The sequence below is a fragment of the Streptosporangium sp. NPDC050855 genome, assembly GCF_044456585.1.
GTDB classification, from domain to species: Bacteria; Actinomycetota; Actinomycetes; order Streptosporangiales; family Streptosporangiaceae; genus Streptosporangium; species Streptosporangium longisporum.
In genome coordinates this window covers 310,662-328,549 of the sequence record NZ_JBITFY010000005.1, presented here as the reverse complement: position 1 = coordinate 328,549, position 17,888 = coordinate 310,662, and the positions used below count along the sequence as shown (strand labels likewise).

Here is a 17,888-nt window from a genome sequence, read left to right as displayed (position 1 = left end):
ACAGGATGCCAGCCGTTTCGGGGAGTTGACCCGGGCACCCGGCCGCAGAGGGCATCATGGTGAGATTGAGCTGTGCCGTGAGTGAAGGGTTGAGACGTGGAACTGACCGTGGTCATGCCTTGTCTGAACGAGGCGGAGACCGTGGAGACCTGCGTACGCAAGGCGCTCGCCTGCATGCGGGAACACGGGATCGACGGGGAGGTCCTGATCGCCGACAACGGCAGCACGGACGGTTCCCAGCAAATCGCGCGCGAGGCCGGTGCCCGCGTCGTGCACGTCGACGCCAAGGGGTACGGCAACGCGCTGATGGGCGGCATCCGCGCCGCCCGGGGCCGTTACGTGATCATGGGCGACGCCGACGACTCCTACGACTTCACCGCGCTGCTGCCGTTCGTCGAGCAGCTCCGCGACGGTGCCGACCTGGTCATGGGCAACCGGTTCAAGGGCGGCATCGCACCGGGCGCCATGCCCCCGCTGCACCGCTACCTGGGCAACCCGGTGCTCTCCTTCATCGGCCGGCTGTTCTTCCCCAGCGCGATCGGCGACTTCCACTGCGGCCTGCGCGGCTTCCGGCGCGACGCCATCCTGCGGCTCGGCCTGCAGACCGGCGGCATGGAGTTCGCCAGTGAGATGGTGGTCCGCTCCACCCTGTCCGGGCTGGACGTGCGCGAGGTGCCCACCACGCTCTCGCCGGACGGGCGTTCCCGCCCGCCGCACCTGCGCTCCTGGCGGGACGGCTGGCGCCACCTGCGCTTCCTGCTGCTCTACAGCCCGCGCTGGCTGTTCTTCATCCCCGGCCTGGTCGTGATGACCCTCGGCCTGGTCGCGGGCGCCGCGCTGACCTTCGGGCCGGTCTACATCGGCAAGCTCGCCTTCGACGTCGACACCCTGGTCGGCGCCTCCGCCATGGTGGTGATCGGCTTCCAGGCGGTGCTGTTCGCCCTGTTCGCCAAGGTGTACGCGGCCGAGGAGGGCTTCCTGCCGGAGAGCCCCCGGGTGCGCAAGCTCGTCGACATCGTCTCCCTGGAGAAGGGGCTCGTGGTCGGCGGCCTGCTGGCCCTGGCGGGCCTGGCGGGCCTGGTCGCCTCGCTGGTCCACTGGCAGACGCGCAGCTTCGGCCCGCTGATCCCCTCGGAGTCGCTGCGCATCGTCGTGCCCTCGGCCACCGCGCTGATCGTGAGCTTCCAGACGATCTTCGCGGCCCTGTTCATCAGCATCCTCGGCATCCGCCGTACCAAGGAGACGCCCATCGACGTGGCGGCCTCCGCGGCCGAGGAGGCCGCCGAGGCCGTCAGCCGGGCCGCGGCGGGCGACCCGGCCGACGTCCCGGTGAGCGTGGGCGGGCCCCAGACGCCGCTGGGCGCCTCCACGGCCGGTGCCGTGACCGCCGACGTCCCCGCGGCCGCGGTGCCGGTGACGGGCGTCACGGCGGACCGCAAGGCCGCCGACGGGCGGGCGGGCGAGGAAACCTGAGCGAGGTCCGAGCCCGCGTCCCTTAGGCTTGACACCATGTCCCAGCACATCCTGACCGCGGTCGCCTGGCCCTATGCCAACGGCCCTCGCCACATCGGGCACGTCTCCGGATTCGGCGTGCCGTCCGACGTCTTCAGCCGCTACCAGCGGATGGCGGGCAACAAGGTCCTCATGGTGAGCGGGACCGACGAGCACGGCACCCCGATCCAGGTGCAGGCCGACAAGGAAGGCCTCACCGCCCGCGAGCTCGCGGACCGCTACAACCGGGTGATCGTCGAGGATCTCCAGGCGCTGGGTCTCTCCTACGACCTGTTCACCCGGACCACCACGGAGAACCACTACGCGGTGGCGCAGGAGATCTTCAAGGGACTCCACGCCAACGGCTACATCTTCCCGCAGACCACGATGGGCGCCATCTCGCCCTCCACCGGGCGCACCCTGCCCGACCGTTACATCGAGGGCACCTGCCCGATCTGCGGTTACGACGGCGCCCGCGGCGACCAGTGCGACAACTGCGGCAACCAGCTCGACCCGGTCCAGCTGATCAACCCGGTCAGCAAGGTCAACGGCGAGACGCCGGTCTTCGTGGAGACCGAGCACTTCATGCTGGACCTGCCCGCGTTCGCCGAGGTCCTGGCGTCGTGGCTGAGCTCCAAGGAGGGCGACTGGCGGCCCAACGTGCTGAAGTTCGCCCTCAACATGCTCGGCGACATGCACCCCCGGGCGATCAGCCGCGACCTCGACTGGGGCGTGCCGATCCCGCTGGAGGGCTGGAGCGACCAGGCCAACAAGCGGCTCTACGTCTGGTTCGACGCGGTCGTGGGCTACCTGAGCGCCTCCATCGAGTGGGCCCGCCGCTCCGGTGACCCCGAGGCCTGGCGCGCGTGGTGGCAGGACCCCGAGGCCCTGGGGTACTACTTCATGGGCAAGGACAACATCGTCTTCCACGCGGAGATCTGGCCGGCGATGCTGCTCGGCTACAACGGCCAGGCCGCGCGCGGGGGCGAGCCGGGCTCGCTCGGCGCGCTGAACCTGCCCTCCGAGGTCGTCTCCAGCGAGTTCCTGACCATGGAGGGGCGCAAGTTCTCCTCCTCCCGCCAGGTCGTCATCTACGTGCGCGACTTCCTGGAGCGCTACGACGCCGACGCGCTGCGCTACTACATCGCGGTGGCCGGTCCGGAGAACCAGGACACCGACTTCACCTGGTCGGAGTTCCTCAACCGCAACAACGGCGAGCTGGTGGCCGCCTGGGGCAACCTGGTGAACCGGTCGATCTCGATGGCCGCCAAGAACTTCGGGGTCATCCCCGAGGCGGGCGAGCTCACCGACGCCGACCGGGCGATGCTGGAGCGCAGCCGCGGGGCCTTCCCCAAGGCCGCGGCCGAGTTCCAGCACTGCCGGTTCAAGAACGCGACGAACGAGGCGTTCGAGGTCATCCGGGAGGCCAACAGGTACCTGGCCGAGCAGGAGCCCTGGAAGATCAAGGACAACCCCGAGCGGGTGAAGACCATCCTGCACGTGGCGCTGCAGGTGGTGGACGACGCCAAGACCCTGCTGACCCCGGTGCTGCCCAACTCCTCGAACAAGATCTACGCGATGCTCGGCGGCACCGGCGTATGGTCGGGCATGCCGGAGATCCACGAGGTCACCGACGACGACGGCCGGACGTACCCGATCATCACCGGCTCCTACGAGGGGGCCGCGCGCTGGGAGTCGATGCCGATCCGGGTGGGCTCCCCGCTGGCCCCTCCCACCCCGCTGTTCGCCAAGCTCGACCCGAAGATCGTCGACGAGGAGCTGGCCCGCCTGGCGGAGTGACGGCCGGGCCCGTGTCCGTCGCGACGGCCCGTGCCCGCGGGTGCGGCCCGTCGCGGCGGCCGGGGCCCGGCGCGGGCCGTACCGGCTTCTCGGTAGGTTGGACGACGTGAGCGCCACGAAGCTTCCCGCCGCCCCCGAACCCCTGCCGGTAGAGGTGTTCGACAGCCACTGCCACCTGGACATCATGGTGGGCGACCGCCGGGCGTCCTCGGGAGACCCGGTCGCCCAGGCCGCGCAGGCGGCCCGGGTCGGCGTCGAGGGCATCCTGGACGAGGCCCGCGCCGTCGGGGTGAGCCGGCTGGTCACGATCGGCTACGACCTGCCCTCCTCGCGCTGGAACGCCGAGACGGCCGCGCTGCACGCCGACGTCTACGCCGGGGTGGCCGTCCACCCCAACGAGGCGCACTCCGCGACGCCGGAGACCCTCGCCGAGATCGAGGAGCTGGCCCGCCTGCCGCACGTCAGGGCGGTGGGCGAGACCGGGCTCGACTACTACCGCGACTGGTCCTCCAAGGAGGACCAGCACGCGAGCTTCCGGGCGCACATCGAGATCGCCAGGCGGACCGGCAAGGCCCTGGTGATCCACGACCGCGAGGCCCACGACGACGTGCTGCGCGTACTGGCCGAGCAGGGCGCCCCCGAGATCGTGGTCTTCCACAGCTTCTCGGGGGACGCCGAGATGGCGAAGCGGTGCGTCGCCGCCGGGTACTTCATGTCGTTCTCCGGGCCGGTCACCTACAAGAACGCCGGGTATCTGCGCGAGGCCGCGCGGGTCGCGCCTCCGGAGCTCGTCCTCGTCGAGACCGACGCCCCCTACCTGCCCCCCACGCCGCACCGGGGCAAGCCCAACGCCCCTTACCTCATCCCGCTCACGCTGCGCTGCCTCGCCGAGGTCAAGGGGATGGACGTCGCCGACCTCGCCGCCGCCGTCAACGCCAACGGGGAGACCGTCTTCGGCGCCTGGTGAGCGTCCCGGCCCGGAGCCGGGACGGAAGGCCAGGGAGGCACGGACGGCCCCGAAAGCGCGGCAGGCACGGAAGGCTCTGAAAGCGCAGGAGGCATGGGAGGCGCGGGAGGCGCGGAAGCGGGTCAGCCCACGCCGGCACCGAACTCGACGGGAACGGCGCCGTCGAGGAACGGGATCCTGTCGGTGCCCGGCGCGAGCACGACCCCCTCGGCGTCGTTACGGCCCAGCAGGACGACCGCCCCCGAACCTCCCCGGTCGGGGGCGCCGACGACCAGCCGGTTGCCGCTGAAGCCCACCGACCAGCCGAAATGGTCACCGGCCCCGCTCTGGGAGATCGTGCGGCCCGCCGTCCCGTCGCCCAGCGTCATCAGGTGCACGCCGCCACGCCGGTCGGTGCCGTCGAAGGGCACGCCCACGGCCAGCCGGACGCCTCCCTCGGCGGTGAGGGCCAGCGAGGAGCCGTACCCCTCCCCGGGGGCGGCTCCGGTGTCCTGGTGGAAGGTGGCCGAGGCGGTGATCTCCAGGGAGCTCGACGCCTGGAAGAGCTGGACGATGCCGGAGTTCTGCACCCCGTCGGCGTCGCCGAGCGGGGCGCCCACCGCCAGGTAGCCGACGTCGCCCTGCTCGGCGTAGGCCATCGCGTACCCGAACCGGTCGCCCGCCTCCGCGGCGACGACCTGGCGCAGGTCCCATTTCCTGCTCCGGTACTCGTCCCGCTCCCGGCCCACGTCGAAGACGACCGCGATCGACCCCGAGTCGAGCTTGCCCTCGCCCGTCTGCTGTCCCGCCCCGTCGTCGTTCTCGAACGGGGCCCCGACCGCGAGGTCGAGGTCGCCCGGCTCGCCGCCCATCCTGCCGATCGCCAGCGACCAGCCGAACATGTCGCCGTCCTCGCCGTTGCCCGAGACGCCCTCGGTCTGCTGGGAGATCCTCCTGCCCGTACCGGGCGCGGAGGCGTCGAACAGGTAGGCCGCGCCGGAGTCGGCCACGCCGTCGGCGTCCTCGTGCGGGGCGCCCACCGCCACCAGCGTCGCGCCGGAGGTCAGGGACCAGCCGAAGTGCGCGTCGGCCTCGGGCTCGGGGGCCACCAGCCGGGCCGTCCCGCCCTTGGGGCCGCCGCGGACCAGGTAGACCGCTCCCGCGTCCTTGACGCCCTCCACGTCCGTGTACGGCGCGCCGATCAGCAGGTCGGCGCAGCCGTCGGCGTCGAGCTCGGCCAGCCGTACCGACCAGCCGAAACCGTCTCCCGCCCCGGGCCGGGGCGCGGCCAGGGTCCTGCCGCCCTCCCCGCGGCCGAACAGCACGTGCACGGCCCCGGCACCCGCGAGCCCGCCGGGGTCGGCGAACGGGTCGCCCACCGCGACGTCGTCCACGCCGTCGCCGTTGAAGTCGCTCGCGCCCGTCCCGGAGCAGTCCGAGGCCGGGGTGGCGTTCAGGGGGGTCCGGGCGGCCAGGGGAGCCCCTGCGGGCCACAGGGCGACCGCGGTCGCGGCCAGGACGGCGAGCAGCGGCCTCACGAGAGCCTCACCTCTGTTCTGTTGCCTCCCTCGACCGTCACGCCGGTCAGCTTCGCGGGCCTGCGGGAGGGCGGCAGGTCGTACACGAGGACGCCGTCCGCCCGGGTCCCCGGCGGGAGGGTGGACGGCGGCACCGTCGAGACGTCGGCGGGCGAATGGCTCGCGCCGCGGTCGTCGAGGACGGTGGGCGGGGCACCGTCGAGCGTGACCGGCGTCCCGCCGGTGTTGACCAGCGTCCACGGGATCGTGCAGAAGCGCCCGCGGGCCGGGGAGACCCCCCGGTAGGAGGTCAGGCCGCAGGCCGGGGAACGCGGGACGATCAACCGGACACCCTCGACGGGGGAGCCGACGGCGATGCTGCGGCCCACGTCGGTGGCGCCGGTACCGGCGAGGTTGCCGGTCCGCGCGCTCGCCGGCCCGCCGTCGTCCGATCCGCTGCCCCGCCCGCCGGTGTTCAGCAGCACGACGATCGTGACGAGCAGTGCCGCGAGCGCGGCCAGCCCGGCGAAGAGCCAGCGCTTGCGGGGAGCGGTCCTGCCGGACTCCTCCTCCCGGGCGGGCGGCGCGGGTGACCCGGTCTCGGAGGGGAGATCCGGCCGGAACCCCGGGAACCCCCGCGAGGACGGCGACGTCGGGGACGACGGCGGCAGGGTGGTGGCCCTCCGGCTCTCCTCGCGGTCCTCGCCCCGGTCGGCCAGGGGAGCGGTGAACGAGCGCGAGGGCGAGGTCGCGGGGTCGGCACCCGGCGGGGACGACGACGGGGACGACGGGGACACGGAGGGGGAGAAGGGGCCGGAGGAGGGCCGTGCGGGCGCCTCGGGGGAGCCGGAACGCGAACCGGCCACCGGTCCCGGGTCCGTCCGCGTCCCCGGGTCCGTCCGCGTCCCCGGGCCTCCCGGGGTCTCGAAGGTCCCCGGGCCTCCGTGGGTTCCCGCCGTTCCGAGGATCTCCCTGGTCGGCGCGGGATCGGCGGAGTCCGCCGGCGCCGGCGAGGGCGCCGACGCCGACGCCGGGGGCGGTGTCGCGAGGTCGGCCGGACGTGCCGGTCCGCGTCCCCGCGACCCGGTGGGAACGGGGGTCGGTGCCGTGGCCGGATCGTCGAACCCCTCGGCCAGGTTCAGCGCGCTGAGGGTCTGGGTGGAATCGGGCTCCACGTTCGAGGGCGGACGCCACGACTCGCTCAGCAGGTCGGTGGCGATCAGGGTGGGCGGGTCGGCCGGGAGCGGGACCGGCATCGAGGGAGCGGCGATCTGACCCCCCACCAGGGCGATCAGCAGGTCCTGGGCGCTGGGCCGCCGGTAGGGGTCCATCGCGGTCGCCAGCCGTACCAGGTCGTTCAGCGGGGCCGGGAGGGCACCGAGGTCCGGCGGGCTGTTGAGCAGCCGGGTCGCCATCGTCATCAGGTCGCCCCGCCCGTAGGGGTGGCGGCCGTTGCCCGCGTACGCGACCATGCAGCCCCAGGCGAAGACGTCGGCGGCCGGGGTGATCTCCAGGCCGCGGACCTGCTCGGGGGCCCACCATCCCGGGCTGCCGAGCACCTCCCCGGAACGGGTGAAGCTGTGCGTGGAGTCCAGTGCCCTGGCGATGCCGAAGTCGATCACCCGGGGGCCGGACATGGACAGGATCACGTTGGCCGGCTTGAGGTCCCGGTGGACCAGCCCGGCGACGTGGATGGCGGCCAGCGCCGCGGCCACCCCCAGCGCCACGCCGTGCAGCGTCCCGGCCTCCAGCGCGCCGTGCTCGGAGATCTGGCGGGAGAGCGGCGTGCCCGCGATGTACTCGGTGACCATGTACGGCCGGCCGTCGTCGGCGGTGCCGTTGTCCAGCACCTGCGCGGTGCAGAAGGAGGCCACCCGCCGGGCGTTCTCCACCTCCGCGTGGAAGCGGGAGGCGAAGCCCTCCTCGATCGCGAACTCCGCCTTCACCACCTTGAGCGCGACCGGCCGTCCCGCGGGGGCCACCGCCAGGTAGACGGTTCCCATTCCGCCCTCGCCCAGGCGGCCGAGAAGGCGGTAGCTCCCGATCTGCTCGGGATCGGCGGGGCGCAGCCCCTCGACACCGGGCTGGTTCACGTCCTCTTCACCGGGAAGGGTCCCTTCCTCGCCGTTGGTCCCGAGTAGGGCAACGTTATCCACAACGGAACCCCTCGTGCTCCATCACGCGTTCTTGCACGGGCTTCGGTGCGGGAAACTTGTCGGATGGCATTGGAGAGCGACCTTGGGTGATCGAGACGGACGACGGGAAGAGCGCGGCGGTCCGGCGGGTGCCGGATGCGCGGCGCCGTGCGGGGAACCAGCATGAGCCTCCTCGGTCCAGCGGAGATACGTACTTTGGCGGATACGCTGAACATCCGCCCCACGAAGAAGCTCGGCCAGAACTTCGTGATCGACGGGGGCACGGTCCGCAAGATCGTGCGGGTCGCCGGGCTCGATCCCGACGACGTCGTCATCGAGGTCGGCCCGGGTCTGGGATCGCTCACGCTCGCGCTGCTCCCCGAGGTCAGCCGGGTCATCGCGGTGGAGATCGACCCCGTCCTCGCCGGGCAGCTGCCGCTGACCGTCGCCGGGCACGCGCCCGAGCTGGCCGACCGCCTGACCGTGGTGCTCGCCGACGCCATGCGCGTGCTGCCCGCGGACCTGCCCGCGGAGCGGCCGACCGCGCTGGTGGCCAACCTGCCCTACAACGTGTCCGTTCCGGTGGTGCTGCACCTGCTGGAGACGCAGCCCTCGCTGCGCAAGGTCCTGATCATGGTTCAGGCCGAGGTCGCCGACCGGCTGGCCGCCGCACCCGGCTCCAAGGTCTACGGCATCCCCTCGGTCAAGGCCGCCTGGTACGCCGACGTGCGCCGGGCCGGTCCGGTGGGCCGTACGGTCTTCTGGCCGGTTCCCAACGTCGACTCCGGCCTGGTCGCGATGACCCGGCGGGAGCCGCCCAGCACCGTGGCGGCCCGCGAGGAGGTCTTCGCGGTGGTGGACGCGGCCTTCGCGCAGCGCCGCAAGACGCTGCGCGCCGCCCTGGCCTCCTGGGCGGGCGGCGCCCCCGCCGCCGAGCGGGCGCTGCGGGCGGCCGGGATCGACCCGTCCGCGCGCGGCGAGCAGCTCACCGTGGAGGACTTCGCGCGGATCGCCGAGAACCGCGGCGCCGGTGCCAGTGCGGGTGCCGGCGCCGGTCCCGGTGACGGCGCGGCCGATGGTGATCCGTCTGGATCATCCCCTTGATTGCCGTACATAGTGTGATTCGTCGATCCGTCTGCGTGAGCGCGGAAGGAGCCCGTTACGATTTGTCGTCGTGACCAGTGAGCGAGCCTCCGTGAGGGACGCATGAACTCCGTGACCGTCCGCGTGCCCGCGAAGGTCAACCTGCAGCTCGCCGTCGGGCCGCTGCGGGACGACGGCTACCACGACCTCGTCAACGTCTTCCACGCCGTCTCGATCTTCGACGAGGTCACGGCCACCGCGGAGACCGGGATGAGCGTCCGGGTGGAGGGCGAGTCCGCCGACCAGGTGCCCGAGGACGGCGACAACCTCGCGATCAGGGCCGCCCTCGCGCTGGCCGGTCACGCGGGCCGCTCGTACGGGGTGAACCTGGTCATCCGCAAGGCGATCCCGGTGGCGGGCGGCATGGCCGGAGGCAGCGCCGACGCCGCCGCGGCCCTGGTGGCCTGCAACGAGCTGTGGGGCCTGGGCCTGCCACTGGAGGACCTGATGGAGATCGCCGCCGACATCGGCAGCGACGTCCCCTTCGCCCTGCTCGGCGGTACGGCCGTCGGCACCGGAAGGGGGGAGCGGCTGACCCCCCTGGAGGTGTCGGGCACCTTCCACTGGGTGTTCGCGCTGGCCGAGGGCGGCCTGTCCACCGCCACGGTCTACGCCGAGTGCGACCGGCTGCGCCAGGCCACCGGCGAGCAGGTCCCCTGGCCCCGCGCCGCCGAGCCCTTGCTGGCCGCGCTCCGCTCCGGGGACGCCGAGGCCCTCGGCGCCGGGCTCAGCAACGACCTGCAGCCCGCCGCGGTGATGCTCCGCGGTTCCCTGGCCCGCACCCTGGCCGCCGGGCGCGAGCACGGCGCACTCGGCTCGCTGGTCTCCGGGTCCGGGCCCACCTGCGCCTTCCTGGCCGGGTCGGCGGAGCACGCGGGCGAGCTGGCCGCCTCCTTGAAGGCGGCCGGCGTGGCGCGCGACGTGATCACCGCCTACGGTCCCGTCCCCGGCCCCGTGGTGCGATAGGCCGCGTCCCCGGGCGGCGTCCCCGGGCCGGGGCACGAGGGCCGGGGCGCGGGACCCGGGCCCCGCGGCGTGACCCGTCCCCGGTCCGCCGGCCGGGCGGGCGGCGTCCGCGGCGGGGGGCGCGACGGCCGGGAGCGGATACGCTTGTGTGGCGATGAATCTGGTCAATCTTGAGTCGGTCTCCCACTCCTACGGTCCCAAGCCCCTGCTCAGCGACGTCTCCCTCGGCATCGAGGCGGGTGACCGCATCGGTGTGGTCGGCCGCAACGGCGGTGGCAAGACGACCCTGATCTCGGTGATAGCCGGTGATCTCAAACCCAACAGCGGGCGGGTCACCCACAACCGGGGGCTCCAGGTCGGGTCGCTCTCCCAGGGGGACGATCTCGATCCGGCCCGGCCGGTGCGCGACATCGTCCTCGGCGACCGGTCCGAGCACGAGTGGGCCGGTGACGCGGGCATCCGCGAGATCCTGGCCAGCCTGCTCGGCGACATCGACCTGACCGCGCTCGCCGGGAGCCTGTCGGGCGGTGAGCGGCGCCGCACCGCCCTGGCCAAGCTGCTCATCGACGAGCACGACCTCATCATCCTGGACGAGCCCACCAACCACCTCGACATCGAGGCCATCGACTGGCTGGCCCGGCACCTGGCCGGGCGCAGGACCGCGCTGGTGGTCGTCACCCACGACCGGTGGTTCCTGGACGCGGTCTCCACCAGGACGTGGGAGGTCGTGGACGGCACGGTCGAGCGCTACGAGGGCGGGTACGCCGCGTACGTGCTGGCCAAGGCCGAGCGTGCCCGGGTCGCCGCGGCCTCCGAGGCCCGCCGGCAGAACCTGATGCGCAAGGAGATCGCCTGGCTGCGCCGGGGCCCGCCGGCCCGTACCTCCAAGCCCAAGTTCCGCATCGACGCCGCCCAGGCGCTGATCGCCGACGAGCCTCCGGCGCGGGAGAGCGTCGAGCTGGTCAAGTTCGCCGCCGCCCGGCTGGGCCGTACGGTCTACGACCTGGAGGACGTCACCCTGCACGCCGGAGGGCCGGGGCAGGGGCCGCTGGTGCTGGACCACACGACCTGGCAGTTCGGTCCCGGTGACCGGGTCGGCCTGATCGGCGTGAACGGGTCGGGCAAGTCCTCCCTGCTGCGCCTGCTCGCCGGGACCGTGCGGCCCGACTCGGGGAAGCTGGTGCGGGGCAAGACGGTCCGCCTGGCGCACCTGTCGCAGGAGCTCGGCGAGCTCGACCCCGAGCGCCGGGTGCTGGAGACGGTCGAGGAGGTCCGCAAGTTCATCCAGGTCGGCAAGAAGGAGTGGACCGCCTCCCAGCTGCTGGAGCGCCTCGGCTTCAAGGGCGACGCGCAGTGGAAGGTCGTCGGCGACCTGTCCGGTGGCGAGCGCCGTCGTCTGCAGCTGCTCCGCCTGCTGATGGACGACCCCAACGTGCTGCTGCTCGACGAGCCGACCAACGACCTCGACATCGAGACGCTCAACGAGCTGGAGGACCTGCTCGACGGCTGGCCGGGCACGCTGATCCTGGTGAGCCACGACCGGTACTTCCTGGAGCGGGTCACCGACAAGACCGTGGCGCTGCTCGGCGACCACCGGCTGTCGATGCTCCCCGGCGGGGTGGACGAGTACCTCGCCCGGCGGGCCTCGGGCGCGGCCGTGTCCGCGCGGGCGGCCTCGGGCGCGGTCTCCGGTACGGCGTCGGCGGTCTCCGCCACCGCGGCGAAGGATCCGGGCACCGGCCTGTCGGCGCGGGACGAGCGCGAGCTCCGCAAGGAGCTCTCCCGTCTGGAGCGCCAGCTTCAGAAGCTGGACGGCCGCGAGGCGAAGCTGCACGCGTCCATGGCCGACGCGGCCGCCGACTACGGCCGGCTGGCCTCGCTGGACGCCGAGCTGAAGGAGATCGTCGCGGAGAAGGACGCGATCGAGAGCGAGTGGCTGGAGCTGGCCGACCGCCTGGGCGAGTGAGCCCCCCGGGTCCTCGGACCCCTGGGCTCGCGGGCTCCGGGCCGGCGTCGCGATCGCGGGTCCCGGGCGGTCGGTGCGCTCCGGTGAGGCCCCCGGGTCCTCGGACCCCTGGCCCTCCCGGGCTGCGGGCCGGCGCGCGATCGCTGATGCCGGACGGTCAGTGCGCTCCGGAGTCGCCCGCGTCGAAGGGGACGAGCAGTGTGCGCAGCAGGTCCGACAGGACCTGACGCTCGCGTTCCCCCAGGCCCGACAGGAGCTCGCGCTCGCGGCGGAGCAGGTCGGCGAAGGCGCCGTCCACGCGGGTTCGCCCGGCGTCGGTGAGCGAGACCAGGACGCCGCGCCGGTCCTCGGGGTCGGGACGCCGCCTGACCAGCCCGGCCGCGGCCAGCCGGTCGATCCGGTTGGTCATGGTCCCCGACGTCACCAGCGTCGCGCGCAGCAGCGCCCCCGGGCTCATCTCGTACGGCTCACCGGCCCTGCGCAGGGCGGTGAGCACGTCGAACTCCCAGGTCTCCAGCTCGTGCTCGGCGAAGGCGGCCCGGCGGGCACGGTCGAGGTGGCGGGCCAGCCGGGAGACCCGGCTGAGCACCTGGAGCGGCTCCACGTCGAGGTCGGGCCGCTCCTGACGCCAGGCGGCGACCAGCAGGTCGACCTCGTCCCTCGTGCCGGCGTCGGGCCCGGCGTCGCGGTCGGCGTGGTGCAGGCTCATGGCGCCGAGTCTATCTGTCTTGACATCGAGATATTCCGACGGGTATCAATCATCTTGATGTCAAGAGATGTGTGGGATCCCACGGTTTACGGCCGCTACGCCGACGAGCGCTCCCGGCCCTTCTTCGATCTTGTGTCCAGGATAGCCGCGTCCGACCCCGGCAGCGTGGTCGACGCGGGCTGCGGCACCGGTGAGCTCACCGCGGAGCTCGCCAGGCGCTGGCCGGGCGCCCGCGTCCACGGGTTCGACTCCTCGCCCGCCATGATCGCGAAAGCCCCGGCCGGGGACTCCGTGACCTTCTCGGTGGACGACGTCACCCGGTGGCGCCCGTCCGCGCCGGTGGACGTGATCGTGTCCAACGCGGTCCTGCACTGGGTGCCCGGGCACCGCGAGCTGCTGGCGCGCTGGGTGGAGGCGCTCGCCCCCGGGGGATGGCTCGCCTTCCAGGTGCCCGGCAACTTCGACGCCCCCAGCCACGCCGTGGTCCGCGAGCTGTGCCGCAGCACCTGGCGCGACCGGCTGGGCGACCTGGCCCCGGGCTCCCCGGTCGACGACCCGGCGGGCTACCTGGCCCTGCTGGCCGGCCTGGGCTGCCGGGTGGACGCCTGGGAGACCACCTACCTGCACGTGCTCCCCGGCGAGGACCCCGTGCTCGGCTGGATCACCGGGACCGCCCTGCGTCCCATGCTCGACCGGCTGGACCCCGACGAGTCGACCCGCTTCCTGGCCGACTGCGCCGTGTCGCTGCGCGCGGCCTACCCTCCCGGCCCGTACGGCACCGTCTTCCCCTTCCGCAGGATCTTCGTGGTCGCCCGCCGGTGACGGACCGGCCCGGTTCCGCACCCGGCCCGGCCCCGCGCCCGGTCCGTCCGGCCCCGCGCCCGCACGCGAGACGGGACATCACCCGGCCCCGCACGCGAGACGGGGCCGGGTGATGTCCCGGCCGGTGCGCGGGCGCCGATCCCCTCGCGGGTCAACGCGCCCGTTTCCTGTCCTTGCGAGAACCATGGGCCCGGTTTCGGTTTCCGCCAGCCCTGGGGGAATGCGTCCGATTCGGGTTCCTGTGCGGATGACGGGGCATCAATGAATACCGCGAAGCGTACGGACATCTGAGAATCCAGGGGATGACCTGTGGCAATGGAGATCGAGGACAAGTTCGACGTCCCGGTGGACTACGAGGTGCCGGACCTCACCGGCCTTCCGGGCTCGGCCGATGTCGTGGGCCCCAAGACCCACCAGCTGGTCGCCCTCTACTTCGACACGCCCGATCTGAGGCTCGCCGCCCGGGGCATCACCCTGCGCCGGCGCAGGGGAGGCACCGACCCCGGCTGGCACCTCAAGCTCCCCAAGGCCAAGGGCGCCCGCCAGGAGATCGTCCACCCGCTGACCCGGAGTACCAAGATCGTTCCTGCCGAGCTGGCGGACCTGGTGCTCGCCTACACGCGGGGCGCGCCGCTGGTGGCCATCGCCGAGCTGGACACCCGCCGTGCCGTCACCACGGTGGTCAACGGCGCGGGCGTACGGCTGGTCGAGATCGCCGACGACCGGGTCAAGGGCACCGTGCTCGGGGAGAGTCCGCACGTCGAGCGCTGGCGCGAGGTCGAGGCCGAGCTGATCGAGGGTGACGAGAAGCTGCTGAGGAAGGTCGGCAGGCGGCTGACCAAGGCCGGGGCCGTCCCCGCCGAGTCGGCCAGCAAGCTCGCCCGCCTGCTCGGTGCCGCCGGAGCGGTGTCCGAGCACCCCCGCACCGAGGTCGAGCCGGGCTCGGCGGGCCAGGTCGTGCTCGCCTACCTCGGCACCCAGGTCGGCGCGCTGCTGGCGCAGGACCCCCGGGTCCGCAAGGCCGAGGAGGACGCCGTGCACCAGATGCGCGTCGCCGCCCGGCGGCTGCGCAGCGCGCTGAAGTCGTTCAAGGGGATCGTCAAGGGGACCGGGACCGTCCAGAAGGAGCTCAGGTGGCTCGGCGCGGTCCTCGGCGAGGCGCGCGACCTGGAGGTCATCCGCGACCGGTTCGCCGACAGGCTCGGCGCGCTGGAGGGCTCCCTGATCGTCGGCCCGGTCGGGACGCGCCTCAGCTCGGACCTGCTGGACGAGGAGCACGAGGCCCTGGACCGGATCAGGGACGTCCTCGGCGGTGAGCGCTACTTCGCCCTGCTCGACGCCCTCGACGACCTGGTCGCCACCCCGGTGCTCACCAAGGCCGCCCACAAGCCCGCCGACACCCTGGAGAGCGTCGCCGCCAGAAGCTGGCGCAGGGTCACCGACGCCTACGCCACCGCCCAGGCCATCGAGAACATCACCGAGCGCGAGCTCGCCATGCACGACGTGCGCAAGGCGGCCAAGGGCGCCCGCTACACCGCCGAGGTCATCGGCATGACCAGGCTGGCCAAGCTGGCCGAAGCCGTCCAGGAGGTGCTGGGCACCCACATGGACGGCGTCGTCGCCCAGGAACGGCTGGCGGCCGAGGCCGAGAACGCCCGGCGGGCCGGGGAGGACACCTTCACCTACGGCGTGTTGACCGGGCTGGAGCGGGCCCGGGCCGAGCGCGCGAGCGAGGAGTTCCCCCGGGTCTGGCAGGAGACCACGGAGGCCGTGGCGAGGCTCCTCTGACGTCCCGCGCCGCCCACCTCGTCCGGGCGGGACCCGGACGAGGCCCGGGCGGGACCCGGCCGCTTCCGCGATGCCGGGGTCGCGCACGCTTCCGCGGTGCCCGGGGAGGAGGCCGTCGTCAGGGGATCCTGGACACGGCCCGCCACGACGGCGGCATGTTCTTGTCGATCTCGATCCCGTCGAACACGGAGGGTTCCTGCGGTCCCTGCTTCCGGGCCCAGGCGGCCATCCTGGCGATCCCCTCCGCGAGCGGCACCGAGCCGGCGCCGACCCCCAGGACGTCCCGCGCCTTCTCGTGGGAGGAGTACGCGTGCACGACCTCGTGGCGCGCGGGAAGGTGCTCCACCCGCAGGGGCGCGTCCATGGCCGCGGCCACGGTGGTCGCCAGCTCGTTGACGGTGTAGGGCGTGTCGCCGCCGATGTTGAAGGTCTGTCCGTACGCCCGCGGGTTGTCCACCGAACGGGCGATGGGCAGCGCCACGTCGTCGATGTAGCTGAACGCGCGCGTCTGCTCGCCGTCCCCGAAGATCGTGCAGGACTCCCCGCGCAGGATCTGGTTCATGAAGATGCCGATGACGTTGCGGTAGCGGTCGCCGATGTTCTGGCGTTCGCCGTACACGTTGTGCGGGCGGAAGACGATGTACGGCAGGCCGAAGATCTCGTGGCTGACCTTCAGCTCCTGCTCGACGGCGTACTTGGCGATCCCGTACGAGTCGATCGGCAGGGGGGTGAGGTCCTCGCTCATCGGCGGCTCGGCGTCGCCGTAGACCGCGATCGAGGAGGTGAAGACGAAGCACCGCACGGTCCCCGTGTTGACCGAGGCGTTGATGAGGTTGACGCTGCCGATGACGTTGTTGGTGTAGTTGTACCGTTTGATGAAGTGGCTCAGTCCCTCCGCGGCGTAGGCCGCCAGGTGGAACACGTAGGTGAACCGCCACTGCGCGAACAGCGAGTCGACGAGCCCGGCGTCGCAGACGCTCCCGGCGACGAAGTGCGCGCCGTCCGGCACGTTGGCCGCGTCGCCTCCGGAGAGGTCGTCGAGGACGACGACCCGGTGACCCGCCCGCACCAGCTCGGCCGCGACGTGCGAGCCGATGAACCCGGCGCCGCCGGTGACCAGGGAAGTGATCGTCATAGGGGGATTTCCTTTCCGCCGGTCGTGATGACCTGGCGTTCCGAGGCGGGACGTCGCCCCGCCGCCGGCCGGGTGAGGCCGAGCAGGCGGAGGCTGGGAACGGTCATGACGGTGGTGACGAGCGCCATGATCACCAGCACGGTGAACGCGTTGCCGTTGATGACGCCGATGCTGAGGCCCGAGCTGAGCACGACGATCTCGGTGATGCCGCGGGCGTTCATCAGCACCCCGAGGCCGAGGGCGAGCCTGGGGGGCATGCCTCCGGCCAGGGTGACCAGCCACGCGCTGCCGAGCTTGCCGAGGATCGCCACCACCAGCAGCAGCGCGCCGCCCAGCAGCACCCCGGGATGGGAGACGGCGAACCGGACGTCCACCTGGAGGCCGATCGAGGCGAAGAAGACCGGGAGCAGCAGTACCTGGTTGAACGTGCCCAGGCGGGCCGGCACGGTACCCAGCACCCTGGCCTCCCTCGGCAGCACGACACCGGCGAGGAAACCGCCGAAGATGGCGTGAACGCCGATCAGGTCGGTGACCGCGGCCAGCGCGAACACGAGGCCCAGCACCAGGCCGAGGCAGGCGGGAGCGGGCAGTCTCCGGTGCGCGTACCGCAGCGCCAGGGCCCGCAACGCCGGTCGCACCACCAGCAGGAGCACCGCGCAGAGGGCGACGGTGAGCGAGAGCGCGACCACGACGCCGGACGCGCCCTCCGCGCGCAGGATGGCGAGCACCACGGCCAGCGCGCACCAGGCGAGCACGTCGGCGACGGCCGCGCAGATCATGGCGAGCGACCCGAGCCGGGTGCCGTCCAGCCCGGTCTCCCGCACGATCCGGGCGAGCACGGGGAACGCCGTGACGCTCAGCGCGGTACCGACGAAGACGGCGAACGGGACGAGCCCGACCGAGTCACCCGCGAACATGTCGAACAGCGGCAGCGCGGCGACCACGCCGAGGGCGAACGGGACGACCATCATCGCCTGGCTGGCCGCTCCGATGACCCCCCGCTGACGGCCGAGCACGCCGTGGTCGAACTCGGCGCCCACGGTGAACATGAACAGCGCGAGGCTGGCCTGGGCGATGAGGTTCAGATGCGGCAGGACGGTGTCCGGCAGGACGGCGGAGACCACGCCCGGGGCGAGCGAGCCGAGCACGGACGGCCCGAGGAGCAGACCGGCCATGATCTCGCCGATCACCGGAGGCTGGCCGACGCGCCTGGCCAGCACGCCGCCGAGCGAGGCCAGGCCGCCGATCACGGCGACGGCGAGGAAGAGGCGCGCCATCAGCTGGATCGGGGACGAGGCGTGCGCCGCGTCCGCGGCCGCCCGGTGGACCGCGGGCGACGACACGGAGAGCCCGACGACGACGAGCAGCAGCACGGCCGCCGCGGTCAGGCCGACGGCGACGGCGACACCTCGCGCGGGAGCGGGCATGAGCCGCTCTTCCGTCTCTTCGAGCGGTGTTTCCGGATGCATG

Annotated in this window: 13 protein-coding genes; 8 read left to right on the top strand and 5 right to left on the bottom strand. The window is 72.8% G+C overall.

Features of this window, described 5'->3' with window-relative positions:
* The first annotated feature begins 96 nt into the window (after window positions 1–96).
* The 3 genes from ACIBCT_RS14000 to ACIBCT_RS13990 all read left to right on the top strand — a co-directional run bounded on the left by ACIBCT_RS14000 (window position 97) and on the right by ACIBCT_RS13990 (window position 4,258).
* The gene (locus ACIBCT_RS14000) at window positions 97–1,473 is read left to right on the top strand and encodes a glycosyltransferase (RefSeq protein ID WP_399188255.1); all 1,377 of its coding nucleotides are present in this window, start codon (window positions 97–99) and stop codon (window positions 1,471–1,473) included.
* A gap of 36 nt (window positions 1,474–1,509) precedes the next feature.
* Entirely contained in the window at window positions 1,510–3,291 is a 1,782-nt protein-coding gene (metG, locus tag ACIBCT_RS13995) for a methionine--tRNA ligase (RefSeq protein WP_399188253.1), read from the top strand.
* A gap of 106 nt (window positions 3,292–3,397) precedes the next feature.
* The gene (locus ACIBCT_RS13990) at window positions 3,398–4,258 is read left to right on the top strand and encodes a TatD family hydrolase (RefSeq protein ID WP_399188251.1); all 861 of its coding nucleotides are present in this window, start codon (window positions 3,398–3,400) and stop codon (window positions 4,256–4,258) included.
* A gap of 122 nt (window positions 4,259–4,380) precedes the next feature.
* On the opposite strand, the gene ACIBCT_RS13985 is transcribed toward ACIBCT_RS13990, so the two are convergent.
* On the bottom strand, window positions 4,381–5,775 hold the full coding sequence (locus ACIBCT_RS13985; protein ID WP_399188249.1) for an FG-GAP-like repeat-containing protein: 1,395 nt from the start codon (window positions 5,773–5,775) through the stop codon (window positions 4,381–4,383).
* Window positions 5,772–7,847, bottom strand: a complete 2,076-nt coding sequence (locus ACIBCT_RS13980) for a serine/threonine-protein kinase (protein WP_399188247.1) — start codon at window positions 7,845–7,847, stop codon at window positions 5,772–5,774. The genes ACIBCT_RS13985 and ACIBCT_RS13980 overlap by 4 nt, the downstream gene beginning before the upstream one ends.
* A gap of 225 nt (window positions 7,848–8,072) precedes the next feature.
* Between ACIBCT_RS13980 and rsmA the strand changes: the two genes are divergently transcribed.
* From rsmA to ACIBCT_RS13965, 3 genes are all read left to right on the top strand, one after another.
* Complete coding sequence (gene rsmA, locus ACIBCT_RS13975) at window positions 8,073–8,993, top strand: 16S rRNA (adenine(1518)-N(6)/adenine(1519)-N(6))-dimethyltransferase RsmA (protein ID WP_399188245.1); 921 nt, start codon at window positions 8,073–8,075, stop codon at window positions 8,991–8,993.
* A gap of 102 nt (window positions 8,994–9,095) precedes the next feature.
* On the top strand, window positions 9,096–9,998 hold the full coding sequence (locus ACIBCT_RS13970) for a 4-(cytidine 5'-diphospho)-2-C-methyl-D-erythritol kinase (protein ID WP_399188243.1): 903 nt from the start codon (window positions 9,096–9,098) through the stop codon (window positions 9,996–9,998).
* A 154-nt stretch (window positions 9,999–10,152) separates the two neighbouring features.
* Entirely contained in the window at window positions 10,153–11,964 is a 1,812-nt protein-coding gene (locus ACIBCT_RS13965) for an ABC-F family ATP-binding cassette domain-containing protein (RefSeq protein WP_399188240.1), read from the top strand.
* 157 nt (window positions 11,965–12,121) lie between these two features.
* Here the strand turns inward: ACIBCT_RS13965 and ACIBCT_RS13960 are convergent, their stop codons facing one another.
* A complete protein-coding gene (locus tag ACIBCT_RS13960) occupies window positions 12,122–12,673 on the bottom strand; it encodes a MarR family winged helix-turn-helix transcriptional regulator (protein ID WP_399188238.1) in 552 nt (183 codons plus the stop codon).
* Between the two features lie 57 nt (window positions 12,674–12,730).
* Between ACIBCT_RS13960 and ACIBCT_RS13955 the strand changes: the two genes are divergently transcribed.
* A complete protein-coding gene (locus ACIBCT_RS13955; protein WP_399188236.1) occupies window positions 12,731–13,495 on the top strand; it encodes a trans-aconitate 2-methyltransferase in 765 nt (254 codons plus the stop codon).
* A 315-nt stretch (window positions 13,496–13,810) separates the two neighbouring features.
* Window positions 13,811–15,283: a CHAD domain-containing protein gene (locus tag ACIBCT_RS13950; RefSeq protein WP_399188360.1), complete on the top strand. Its 1,473-nt coding sequence runs from the start codon at window positions 13,811–13,813 to the stop codon at window positions 15,281–15,283.
* Between the two features lie 118 nt (window positions 15,284–15,401).
* Here the strand turns inward: ACIBCT_RS13950 and ACIBCT_RS13945 are convergent, their stop codons facing one another.
* Both ACIBCT_RS13945 and ACIBCT_RS13940 read right to left on the bottom strand, forming a co-directional pair.
* Window positions 15,402–16,418, bottom strand: coding sequence for an NAD-dependent epimerase/dehydratase family protein (locus ACIBCT_RS13945; RefSeq protein ID WP_399188234.1), 1,017 nt, complete (start codon window positions 16,416–16,418; stop codon window positions 15,402–15,404).
* Entirely contained in the window at window positions 16,415–17,887 is a 1,473-nt protein-coding gene (locus ACIBCT_RS13940; RefSeq protein ID WP_399188232.1) for a cation:proton antiporter, read from the bottom strand. The genes ACIBCT_RS13945 and ACIBCT_RS13940 overlap by 4 nt, the downstream gene beginning before the upstream one ends.
* Between the last annotated feature and the right edge of the window lies 1 nt (window position 17,888).